This is a genomic window from Fibrobacter succinogenes (assembly GCF_902779965.1).
Classification (GTDB): domain Bacteria; phylum Fibrobacterota; class Fibrobacteria; order Fibrobacterales; family Fibrobacteraceae; genus Fibrobacter; species Fibrobacter succinogenes_F.
Genome location: NZ_CACZDK010000003.1, coordinates 1 through 11,826, shown reverse-complemented (window position 1 = coordinate 11,826; position 11,826 = coordinate 1). Strand labels below are relative to the sequence as shown.

Genomic DNA, 11,826 nt, shown 5'->3' with positions numbered 1-11,826 from the left:
GGGAGAGGTTATTGCTCTATCCAAGAGGTTGAAAAATGAGTAAGCAGAGAGTTGCAGTAGGCATGAGCGGTGGCGTGGATTCGTCCGTTGCCGCTCTTCTTTTGCAACAGCAGGGCTATGAAGTCGTTGGCGTGACGCTCCGCGTATTGCCAGATGTCGATGGCGCCTTTGATGCCGAGAACGACCCGAGCGTGGTGCGTGCAAAGATGATTGCCGAAAAGCTTGGCATCGAACATCATGTGGCGAACTGTTCCGATGCTTTTACGGGTGAAGTTTTAAAGCGCTGCCATGCGGATTTTTCGCATGCTCGTACGCCAAACCCTTGCTGCTATTGCAATCGCTTTATCAAGTTCGGCTGGATGATGGATTACGCCAAATCGCTCGGCGCCGAATTCTTGGCGACAGGGCATTACGTGCGCATCGAAGAAGTGAATGGCGTGCGTAGGCTTTTGCGCGGTCGAGACCCTGGGAAGGATCAGAGCTACTTTTTGTTCTGGGTTCCCGATGAACGTCGCAACCACGTGCTTACTCCGCTTGGAACGTACGTGAAAAGCGAAGTGCGCGAAATCGCCGAACAGAACGGCTTTGTGAACGCCAAGACGGGCGACAGCCAGGACATTTGCTTCGATATTTACGGCTCGCAATACACTGAATTTTTGAAGGATCGCTTTGGCGAGATGACTCGGCCGGGCCGCTTCGTGGATGAAAAGGGCAAGGTGTGGAACACGCACGATGGGTTCCATAAATACACGGTCGGGCAGCGCAAAGGCCTGGGCGTGGCGATTGGCGTGCCTGCGTTTGTGAAGCGTGTGGACCCGGAAACGGGTGACATTCTGGTGACTGGCGACAAGTCGTTGGTCAGCTTTGATCGTGTGGAAATGGTGAACTGCGAATGGCACGGCGGTGCGCGGGAGATCGGGACGACGTTCCGCGCCGAAGGCATGGTGCGTTACCGCCAGCGGGCCGTAGGTTGCGAAATTACCATTGTCGATATAAATAAGGCGGTCGCCGTTTTTGACGAACCGCTCTTTGCCGTGACTCCGGGCCAATGTGCCGTGTTTTACGATGGTGACATGGTCCTCGGCGGCGGCCAGATTGTGTAAATCAAATTGACTGAATCCTTCGACCTTTAAGTCTTCTGGATGACACATCGCTCATCGTTACTTCACGATCCCGACTTCGCTGAGTTTTACGAATCCGCGGATTTTTTCACCGAGGCGGATTTCCGCAAAGTTACCTTGTTCGCCAATGACTTCGAAACTTGTGCCTTCGCTGAGCGTGTTGAGCGTTTGCGATCTGTCGCTTGGGGCGCTTGTCACGTCGGCGCTTGATGCGGTCACGACGCCTGTGATGTCTGTTTCAAGAACAATCATCTTGTAGATGGCGCTTGCGCCAATGGTGCAAAGAATAACGCTCATTGCAAATACGACACCTGTGCAGATGTTCTTACCGCGGCTGCCGTTCACGAATCGGCGGGCGAGAATCACAAGTGCGATTGCCCAAAAGAGAACGAGCGAAATATTCATCTGGCTCTTGAGCGAAAGGGCGTGGTGCAAATTCATGAGGCCCTGCAAAATCGGGTTCTCTTCTTCATCGCCTTCCTTGTCCTTTGTCTTTGTCTGTGCAAAGTTTAAGTTGTGCTGGATGTCATCGTCGCTCGGGTGCAAACGGAGGGCTGACTTGTAGTAGAAAATCGCAAAGCCGAGTTTGCCACTGCGGTAATAGGCGTTGCCCAAATTGTAATAGAGATCTGCATTGACGATGCCTTCGTCAACGCATGTGCGCCATTCGTCAATAGCGCGTTCAAAATCGTTCTCGTTATATGCCTTAGTGCCGGCTTCGATGCCGTTGCATTTTTCGGCAGCAACACTAGCTGTTGTCATAAGCAAAAGTGCTGCTGCGATTGTCAAAAAAATTCTATTCAGTTTCATAAAATCTTCCTTAAAGTGTCATGCCCCTCAGGTCCCTGAGCTTGCCGAAGGGTCGCGCATTCTTTACAGCTTCAGTGCCTCGCAAAGTTTTTCGACATCCGCGAGCATTTGGGACTGTTCTTCGGTCGTGGCAGTGACCGGAGCAAAACGCACGAACGAGCATTTTTCAAGCCAGCTGTTGATGGCTTCAATCGTTTCGTTATTCACACCGCGTTTGGTGAGTTCCTGTTTCATTTGCGGGCGGGTCATGCCCTTGAATTCGACGTTCGTCAAGTTGCTGAGGTAGTCGATAAGGCCATTTTCGAGTGCGGCAAAGAATGCCTTACCGTCGCCGTTCTTGAGGGCTGTGCGTGCGTTTGCGAACTTTTCCTTGAGCAGCTTGTTTGCCTTGCCCTTGCGGACGAGTGCTGTGTTGCTATTGCGCTTGCGCTTTCTTGTGATGGCGAAGTTTGCAATCAAGTAGAATGGAATGGCTGCGAGGAAAAGAATCCAGAACAGTGCGCTCCTATGCGGTGCGGCTGTTTCGGACTTGTCCGTGATCGCATGGATAAAGCGGATATCGCTGCCGAGGAATTCAATTTCTTGCTTTTGGACAACTGGGGTAGAAGAGCCAGGTGTTGTCGCGACGGGAGCCTGATAAACAGGTTCTGCCGGAGCATCGCCCTTTTCAACTTCGATGGTCCATGGGCCTGCCGATGCGGTTTCGTATTTCTTTTTGGCGGGGTTGAACCAGGAATATGTAATGGCCGGAATTTCAAAGGTGCCTTTCTTTTTGGGGTAGAGGAACACCTTGATATCCTTGGATGTGATTACCTTGTTGCCTTTGACCTTCTTGTTAATGCTGTTTTCGGGCGGCACGGAGCGGAAATCGTTAAAGTCGGGGAGCTTTGGTTCGGTAATTGTACCCGGAGTGCCGTCGCCCTTGATGCTAATCGCGAGTGTTAAAGCTTCGCCAACCTTGAGGTTTGTGCGGTCGAAGTTGGCGCTAAAGCTGTAGTTGCCGACCATTCCCGAGAAATCGGCGGGCTTGCCTTCGGTCGGGAGCGGGAGAACGGTGATGGAAAGCGGTGCGGTTGCAGTTTCCGTTTCAATGGACTCCTGCTTTACGCTGCGGCTAGAGAAAGACATGCCGCCCATTTGCTTCTTTTCTTCGATAACTTTGGGTTCGCCAAGTTTGGTATACTTGAACTTGAAAGATGGAATTTCGAGCGAACCGCTCTTGGTCGGGCTGAGCCATGCGAACCGCGTGGTCGCCTTCATTTCACGGCGTGTGCCTTCGACATGCTTGAATTCCATGTTCGAAAGGTCGTTGCGGTGGACGATAAAGTCGTTGCCCGTGCTCATGTCGGTCGCTTGAAGGCCGCCTTGAAAATGTTCGAAGGTGTGGAGGCTAAGGGTGACGCTGATTTGTTCACCTTCATAAATAGATTTTTTGCTTGGGGTAAGGCTTACAGCAAGCGCGTCATCGTTGTAGGAACGTTGCACTTCAACCGAAATCTTGCTGCTGACGACATTTGGTTCGCCGCCAATATTCCATGTCAGTTTTCCAAGATCGAGGACGCCTGTTTTTCTGGGGGCTTTCACCTTGAACGAGTAGACTCGCGCTTTATAGGATCTTCCGCCACCGCCGAAAAACGAATTGAAAATATCGTCCATGTCTGGGCGCATGACTTGATCAGCGCTATCAAGCCCAAGGAACTTGAAGTTGTCGTGGGTTTCTAGATGGAGAGCGCCTCTGTCTTGGGGAAGTTCCTGCAAAGGAACGATAAATTGCAAATTGAAAGTTTGACCGGCTTCGATGCGGTCTTTATCGAATTGGAGCGATGGCCTTGCGCCTGCAAATGCTGTTAAACCGAGACATAAAAGCAAAATACGTTTCATGCCACATAATTTACCAAATTTCCACTCCGGAGATTGCAATATAATGGGTGAAATCGTGGATTTGTTCGCGTGAATGGCGATGCCGTCCCCATACGCGGATCATGACAACGGTAAGAGCGGGATATTGTTATAAAAAGAGAAAGCAGAAAAACGTTGAGAGAATAAAGCGTTGGCCACAACCTTAAAAGGCGAACGCAGCGGGGCTGCTTGCTGCCCCATTGCTGAGCCGTAAGGTTGGCGCTTGCGCCAGGATGGGATTAAGTATGGGGCCCCGCCCGCATGCTTTTGCATTTGTAAAATGCACGTTTCAAAAAATTTGGCCAAATTTATATTTTTCCCCCTTGAAACGTTAGTAAAAATTTGTTATCATTGGCGCCGTTAAAAACTAGGAGTAAAAAGGAGTAAAATAATGTACTGCATTCTCGCCGCCCTCTTGATCAAGAGCTTTAGAAAAAATTCTAAGCGCGCTTAACGGATAAAGTTTCTCTCTCTAACTGAATGCGATGCCACGGATTTCCCGTGGCTTTGCTTGTTTTAGGAAAAAGTTTTTCTTTGTATGTGGTAATGCGAGGCGATATGCTTAATTAAAGGGCTTGTATGATTGTCGTTGTGAAAATGGGAGCGTCGGCCAAGGCAATTCCTTCGCAGTAGCGTGCAAAACGAGTGTAGCATCAAAGGCGAATGCTGCGGTTGCACTTGTGCAAACATAGCTGAGCCGTAATTGCTGATGCTGAAAGCATCCACTCTGAGCTGGGGCCCCGCCCGCGTGCAGTGCGATGCCATGTTTTGTTCGAAACTTTGCAAGTTTCATTTTTGAAGGGAGTCTTGTAAAAGTTTCGTGGACAAATTGTCAAAAAAGTTGCCGAAATATATACAAAAATACCTTGACGTGTTAGTAAAACTTTGTTAATATTGGCGCCGTCAAAAACAAGGAGTCTAAATAATGTACTGCATTCTCGCCGCCCTCTTGATTAAAAGCTTTAAGAAATATTCCAAGCGTGCATAATTTTTTTTGAAGATTGATTAGGAGTAGGAAATGGTCTCGGTTTTTCCGGGCCTTTTTTTATTTGCTTGTATTTTAAAAACTTCTTTTGCAAAATTAGAGTTATATTTTAACCATGCGATATGGTGATTTAACTTCTTTTCAAACCGGCGTTGCCGTTCCTCTCTTTAGTCTTCACAGCAAGCACAGCATTGGCATAGGCGAATTTCTGGATTTGATTCCTTTTGCCCAATGGTCCAAGTTCTGCGGATTTAACATTATTCAGCTCTTGCCTGTTAACGATACAGGTTCTGAACCGAGCCCTTATAGTGCCCGCAGCGCATTTGCGTTGAACCCCGTATTTATCAATGTGCAATCTGTTGAGGGGGCTTCTTCGTTCGAAGCTGAAATTGAAAAGGCCCGCGCGCAGTTTGCCGATATTGAACGTGTGGATTACTACCGCATCACCACATGGAAGCGGGCCATCCTTCGCAAGATTTTTGATAATCAGTACGATGTCTTGAAGGCCTCAAAGAAGCTCCTTGCCTGGATTGACAAGAACTCTTGGGTCAAGTCCTATTGCGTTTATTGCACGCTCAAGGCGCAGAACAACGAAGCTAGCTGGAAGGATTGGAAAAAGTTCCAGAATCCATCCGCTGCTGATATCGATAAACTTTGGATGAAAAATTACAGGGATGTGCTGTTCCAGGCTTGGATGCAGTACACCGCCGAAGGGCAGTTTACTGCCGCCGTGAACGAAGTCTCGAAGCTTGGACTGCGTCTCAAGGGCGATGTGCCTATCCTCATCAACGAAGACAGTGCCGATGTCTGGTTTGACCGCAAGTATTTCTCGCTTGCTGACCGCGCTGGCGCACCTCCTGACATGTTCAGCTACGGTGGCCAGAACTGGGGCTTCCCGACTTACCGTTGGGATGTTCTCGAAGCCGATGACTTTGGCTGGTGGCGCCGTCGTTTGGCACAAGCTAGCAAGTTCTACCATGCATACCGCATTGACCATGTGCTCGGGTTCTTCCGCATTTGGGCTATCCCCGAACAGGAATCGACCGGCATCTTGGGCCGTTTCCAGCCGTCTATCCCGCTGACGTGGGATGTGCTCCGCAATGCGGGGTTCTGCCGCGAATCGTTGGAATATCTGCGTCGTCCGAATTTCTCTGTGGAACAGTTGCGTGAATTTATCGGTGACGAAACGGATAGACTTCTTTCGCTGTATTTTGAAAATTTGCAGGGAACGACCGACCGATTTGTTATTAAATCGGATCTGTTGTCCGAAAAAGCGATTCTTGCTTTGGATGAACCGCAAGAAGTCAAGGATTCCTTGCTTCGTGTTTATTGGAACCGCGTGTTTATCCCGACGGGTGATGAAAATACGTATTATCCGTATTGGTATTGGTACAACCAGCCGGTGCTCTTTACGCTCCCGCAGAATGAACAAGACAAACTACATGACTTGATTGGCCAAAACGAGCAGGCACAGAATGCACTTTGGGAACAAAATGCAATGAAACTTTTGTCTGTGCTTGCGAACGAAACGGATATGCTTGTTTGCGCCGAAGACCTTGGTGCCGTGCCTCCGTGCGTACCGACCGTGCTCAAGAAACTCGACATCATGTCGTTGCGTATTGAACGCTGGGCGCGCAATTGGAATGTGCCGTATTCTCCGTATTACAGCATGGACGAATACCCGCGTCTTTCCGTTTGCACGACGAGCTGCCATGATACCTCGACTTTGCGTGGTCTTTGGGAAGAGTCAGATTTTGACAAGGCTTTCTATTGGTCTCATGCAGGTTTGTCGGGTGTTGCGCCCGAAAAGCTTACTCCGCCGGTGGTTCGTGATATTCTCTCGCATGTGTTTACTGCAAATAGTTTGTTCTGCATTCCGCCGATTCAGGATTACTTTGCGCTATCTGCTTCGCTTTCGAATTGCGATCCGAAGGAAGAACGTGTTAATATTCCGGGAACGGTTGGTGGCAAGAACTGGACTTATCGCACTCCGTGCAGTGTCGAGGACATGCTTGCGAATTCAGGCCTAATCGCAGAAATCAGCAAGCTTGTTGAAGAACGCAAAGCCCGCGCCCTTTGGAAAATTTAGGAGTTGGGCTCGCTTCGCTTTGGGCTATGAGGTCACTTGTAAACTCGCTTTGAGGGCGCCTTGCTTTGCAGGGCTTTTGACGCTTTCGGTGTTCGCGGCTGCACTTGGTCATAAAAATATGCAAGCATATTTTTGCGACGCTCGTTTTGCACGCTATTGAGCTTTCTTATTACAATAGCTCATACCTCATACCCCAAAGCACCGTAGGTGCGAGCCCATACCTCATACCTTCACTGGATCCCCTATGCTTCGCATCGAGGATGACAAAACCCTAACCATTAACCACTGTTTACTGCAAACTTCTAACTTCCTACTTCCTACTAAATCATGACATTCCCTACCTGGATCAAAGACGCAATTTTCTACCAAATCTTTCCGGACCGCTTTTGCCGTAGTGCGAAGTACAAGGCGGTCGGGAAGTTCGTGGATTGGACGACACTCCCAACCCGTGAAAACATGTTTGGCGGGAACCTTGCGGGCATTTGCGAAAAGCTTGAATATATTGCGTCGCTGGGTGTGAATGCGATTTACCTTTGCCCGATTTTCAAGAGCAATTCGAACCACCGTTACCATACGGTCGATTATTTTGAAATTGACCCGGTGCTGGGGACGCTCAAGGATTTCGATAAGCTCGTTAAAAAAGCGCACAAGCTTGGGCTTCGCGTGATTCTGGATGGCGTGTTCAATCATTGCTCTCGCGGATTTTTTCAGTTTAACAGCTTGATGGAACTGGGCAAGAATTCTCCGTATGTGGATTGGTTCCATGTGCATGGCTGGCCGCTGCATGCGTATTCCGGCAAGCCCAATTACGATTGCTGGTGGGGATACCCTGCGCTCCCGAAATTCAATACGGATAATCCGGACGTTCGTGATTACCTTTTCTCGGTGGGCGAATACTGGATGAGGCGCGGCATTGACGGCTGGCGCCTTGATGTTCCGAACGAGATAGACGACGATAGCTTCTGGCAGGAATTCCGCCGCCGCATCAAGGCGATTAATCCGGATGCGTATATTGTCGGTGAAATTTGGGACGAGCCTTCGCGCTGGTTGCAGGGCGACCAGTTTGACGGCGTGATGAATTATCCCTTGCGCAAGGCGGTGCTCGCTTATCTCTTTGATGAAAAGCCGATTGATCTTGCCGAGTTTGCAAAGCGTTTGCGTGAGGCGTTCCCGAAGGGGCGTTTCGGCGTGCCGATGAACTTGCTCGGGAGCCACGATACGATTCGCTTGGCGTCACTCCCGTGTTCTAATTTACAGCGCGTGAAGCTGGCGCTTGCGATTCTGTTCTTTTTGCCGGGCGCACCGTGTGTTTACTATGGTGACGAAATCGGCATGTTGGGCGGTAAGGATCCGGACAATCGTAGGGCGTTCCCGTGGGATAAATTTGCGGAAATGCAGAAAGCGCCTGTCTTTGAGTATTTGAAGGGCTTGATTGCACTTCGTAACAGGGAAAGTGTGCTGCGTGACGGTGTGTTTGAAATTTCGTACAACGTCGGACGGTTGGAGCTTGTTCGAACTCTGGGCAAGAAGAAAATGACGCTTGCGATTTCGGATGCAAAGCCAGATCCGTTGTTTGAAATGAGTTAAGAGTTCTGAGTTTCTAGTTACTGAGACCGCTTCGCTGCAGGATGGGAGATGCCTTCTCGGTGGCGGGCATGACAGAAACGCTTTTTTCTTCCTACTTCCTACTTCCTACCGTCTACTTCCGACTGCTATAAGCCGGGCGTTGCGGGCTGGCGTCTGAAGCCCGCTCGAAGGGGTGATGGAATATTAGACGAAAGAACGGGCCTTGGCCCTACAGACGAAAGACTATAGATGTTTATTTAGTAATTTCTTTCCTCTTTCGTCTGTAGCGAAGCGTTCTGTCGTCTAAGATGCAATCAGGGGAAGGCTTTCCCCTCTCTATATTATTTATACTATTCGAACGTATAGATTGCTTCGCTTCGCTCGCTATGACGTTTTTCGGGGTTTCTCAATATTTTTTTTTCGCAAAGGTCTATAAATGAGCTTGTTTCTAAGTTCTAAGTTCTAAGTTCTAAGTTCTTTTTTTCTAAATTTGACCCCGCAACTAGTATGTTTAATGCCTTTTAAGGGATTACAAATGAATAAACATAAATTCGGCCTTCGAGAAATTGTCATTCTCGCAGTCATTATTATTTCAGCCATTTCTGTATGGCCTTCTATTCAGGTTCACACCAAGAAGGGTGAAGAACAAAAGACTTTCCTCAAGGAAAATCCGAAGATGGGTGCAAAGTCCATCAACTTCGGTTTGGATCTTGCTGGTGGTACGAGTATCACTCTCCAGATTGATCAGTCTGGCCTCAAGGAAGGCGAAGATATCAAGGATATTCAGGCTCAGTCTCTCGAAATCATCCGTAACCGTGTTGACCAGTACGGTCTTTCTGAACCGCAGATTTCTCCGACCGGCGACGACCGTATTGTCGTTGAACTGGCTGGTGTGGATGACTCTACGGCTAAATCGCTCGTGGGTTCTACGGCAAAGCTTGAATTCAAGATTCTCGCTGAATCTGAAAAGTTTACGCAGGTTGTTGGCCTCATCGATGGTTACCTCACTCGTCAGACGACCGATATCATTGCTGATTCTACGGTGAGCGATTCCGCAAAGGTTGATTCTGCCAAGAAGGCTCCGGAAGCTAAGGAAAAGGCTTTGTCTGACGAAGAACTTCTTGCTGGTGGCGTTGCTAAGGCTGAAGAAAAGAAGGACACCGCTGCTGCAGAAGCCGCTCCGGCAGACGTGGTCGGACAGTCCCTTTCTTCTTTCTTCATTTCTTTCGGCAACGGTGGTTTCATTGCTGAAGAAAATATCGAAAAGGTCAAGAAGCTCCTTGCTACGGAAGGTGTCCAGAAGCTCATCCCGCGCGATGTCGCTTTCGCTTTCGGTAGCGGTCTCGAAAAGCTCCGCCGCGATTCCAACATCAAGGCCAAGCGTCTTTACCTCCTCAAGCGCCGTGCAGAAATGGGCGGTGACGATATCACGGATGCTCGTCCGTACCGCGTTAGCGATGGTATGAGCGCTGGTGAAGTTGCCGTGAACCTCAAGTTCGGTGGCATTGGTCCTAAGAAGTTCTCTGCTGTGACTGCCGCTAACGTTGGCAAGCAGATGGCTATCGTGCTCGACAATCAGGTTATTTCTGCTCCGGTCATCCGTGACCGTATCCCGAATGGTGAAGCTCAGATTACGGGTCTCGAAGACATGGCCGAAGCTAACCGCCTCGCTGTCGTGTTGAAGGCTGGTGCTCTCAAGGCTCCGATGCAGATTATCGAAAGCCGCAGCGTTGGTGCTACCCTCGGTGAAGAAAACATTGTCCAGGGCTTCGGTTCCGGCGCTATCGGCCTCTTGCTCTGCTTGGTGTTCATGGTTGCTTACTACCGCCTCGGTGGTTTCATCGCAAGTATCGGCGTGGTTGTTAACGCTCTCGTGACTGCCGCTGTGATGTCTGTGTTCAACGCAACGCTTACTCTTCCGGGTATTGCTGGTTTCATCCTCGTTGTCGGTATGTCTCTCGACGCGAATGTGATTATTTTCGAACGTATCCGTGAAGAACTCAAGAACGGTCTCACTGCTCGTGCTGCTGTGGCCAAGGGTTACGAACGTGCATTCAGCGCCATCTTGGACTCCAACTTGACGACTGTTTTGACGGGTCTTATTTTGTACAAAATCGGTACGGGTTCTGTTAAGGGTTTCGGTCTTACGCTTACGATCGGTATCCTCACTTCTCTCTTCTGCGCTATCACGATTTCCCGTGCAATTCTCGACTGGAGACTTGCTAAGCGCGACAGAACAACGCTCTCTATCGGTTCTGGCTTCAAGGCTTTGAACAACGCCAACCTCCCGCTCATGAAGAACCGCGGCAAGTTCAAGGTTTTCTCTTGGATTCTCATTATTGCAAGTATCGCATGTGTTGCTGTGAAGGGTTTTGACTTTAGCATCGACTTCACGGGTGGTCAGGTCTATACAATCCAGTATCAGGATGACGCCAAGCACGAAACCGACTTGAACAAGGCTTTGAGCAAGGCTGGCATCCAGGGTGCTCGCGTTCGTTCTCTCGGTGGTACTTCTGCTAACTCTTACCAGATCAGCGTTCGCGGCGATGACGCTTCCTTTGAACTTGCTATGGCTAAGGCTTTCGAAGCCGCTAACCAGAAGTGCGAAATCGTGGCTAAGGACACTGTGGGTCCGACTATCGGTAAGGAACTCCGCTTCAACGCAATCTTGTCTGTGATTCTCGCATGGCTCGGCATCGCTCTCTACGTGTGGTTCCGATTCGGTAAGCTCGGCCTTGGCTTCGGTGTTGCTGCAGTGCTCGGCCTTATCCACGATACAATCATTACGCTTGGCTTTATCTCGGCATTTAGCCTTTCTTTCGACGGTGCCTTGATCGCTTCGCTCCTCACGATGATTGGTTACTCTGTCAACGACACTATCGTGAACTTCGACCGTATCCGTGAAAATACCGCTCTCTTCGGTTCTGCTAAGTATGAACAGACCGTCAATAGCTCTTTGAACCAGTGCTTCAGCCGTACGGTGATTACCTCTCTCACGACTCTCTTCGTTTGCGTGGTGCTCGCTGTTAAGGGTGGTTCCTCCATTCGCGACTTCGGTCTCGTTCAGTGCTTCGGTATCCTTATCGGTACTTACTCTTCTGTGTGCGTCTGCTCTCCGATCGTTCTCTGGTGGAGCAAAAAGTTCAAGAAGGGTGTGTAATTAGACTATAGAACGCCGCTTAGGTTGGTGAGCCTGCCGAACCACGCGGCTACAGATTTAAGACTAGAGAGCCTCGGCGTTTGCCGGGGCTTCTTCATTTAAGTCCTTTAGGTAAGAAGCCGATGCGTAGCATCGGCTTTAACAACCACCCGCTATGCGGGTGAGATTAGAGCTTAAGCCATTACGAATAGAAGAG

The 11,826-nt window shown here is 49.5% G+C and carries 6 protein-coding genes; 4 read left to right on the top strand and 2 right to left on the bottom strand.

The genetic code is table 11. The features are described from left to right. Window positions 1-35: 35 nt before the first annotated feature. Window positions 36-1,103 (top strand): tRNA 2-thiouridine(34) synthase MnmA, encoded by a 1,068-nt coding sequence (mnmA, locus tag HUF13_RS01740; protein ID WP_173473532.1) that lies wholly within the window; start codon window positions 36-38, stop codon window positions 1,101-1,103. Window positions 1,104-1,160: 57 nt separating this feature from the next. Here the strand turns inward: mnmA and HUF13_RS01735 are convergent, their stop codons facing one another. Together HUF13_RS01735 and HUF13_RS01730 are read right to left on the bottom strand one after the other, a co-directional pair. Further along, window positions 1,161-1,931, bottom strand: coding sequence for a tetratricopeptide repeat protein (locus HUF13_RS01735; RefSeq protein WP_173473531.1), 771 nt, complete (start codon window positions 1,929-1,931; stop codon window positions 1,161-1,163). 63 nt (window positions 1,932-1,994) lie between these two features. Continuing rightward, entirely contained in the window at window positions 1,995-3,812 is a 1,818-nt protein-coding gene (locus HUF13_RS01730) for a BatD family protein (protein ID WP_173473530.1), read from the bottom strand. Between the two features lie 1,118 nt (window positions 3,813-4,930). On the opposite strand from HUF13_RS01730, the gene HUF13_RS01725 reads away from it, so the two are divergent. The 3 genes from HUF13_RS01725 (at window position 4,931) to secD (ending at window position 11,630) form a co-directional block, all read left to right on the top strand. Beyond that, window positions 4,931-6,904 (top strand): 4-alpha-glucanotransferase, encoded by a 1,974-nt coding sequence (locus tag HUF13_RS01725; protein WP_173473529.1) that lies wholly within the window; start codon window positions 4,931-4,933, stop codon window positions 6,902-6,904. A gap of 327 nt (window positions 6,905-7,231) precedes the next feature. After that, window positions 7,232-8,491: a glycoside hydrolase family 13 protein gene (locus HUF13_RS01720; protein WP_173473528.1), complete on the top strand. Its 1,260-nt coding sequence runs from the start codon at window positions 7,232-7,234 to the stop codon at window positions 8,489-8,491. A 514-nt stretch (window positions 8,492-9,005) separates the two neighbouring features. After that, entirely contained in the window at window positions 9,006-11,630 is a 2,625-nt protein-coding gene (gene secD / locus HUF13_RS01715; RefSeq protein ID WP_173473527.1) for a protein translocase subunit SecD, read from the top strand. The last annotated feature ends 196 nt before the right edge of the window (window positions 11,631-11,826 follow it).

Coding starts and splice junctions, on each gene's coding strand:
- mnmA (WP_173473532.1), top strand. CDS start 36: ATGAGTAAGCAGAGAGTTGCAGTAGGCATGAGCGGTGGCGTGGATTCG.
- HUF13_RS01735 (WP_173473531.1), bottom strand. CDS start 1,931: ATGAAACTGAATAGAATTTTTTTGACAATCGCAGCAGCACTTTTGCTT.
- HUF13_RS01730 (WP_173473530.1), bottom strand. CDS start 3,812: ATGAAACGTATTTTGCTTTTATGTCTCGGTTTAACAGCATTTGCAGGC.
- HUF13_RS01725 (WP_173473529.1), top strand. CDS start 4,931: ATGCGATATGGTGATTTAACTTCTTTTCAAACCGGCGTTGCCGTTCCT.
- HUF13_RS01720 (WP_173473528.1), top strand. CDS start 7,232: ATGACATTCCCTACCTGGATCAAAGACGCAATTTTCTACCAAATCTTT.
- secD (WP_173473527.1), top strand. CDS start 9,006: ATGAATAAACATAAATTCGGCCTTCGAGAAATTGTCATTCTCGCAGTC.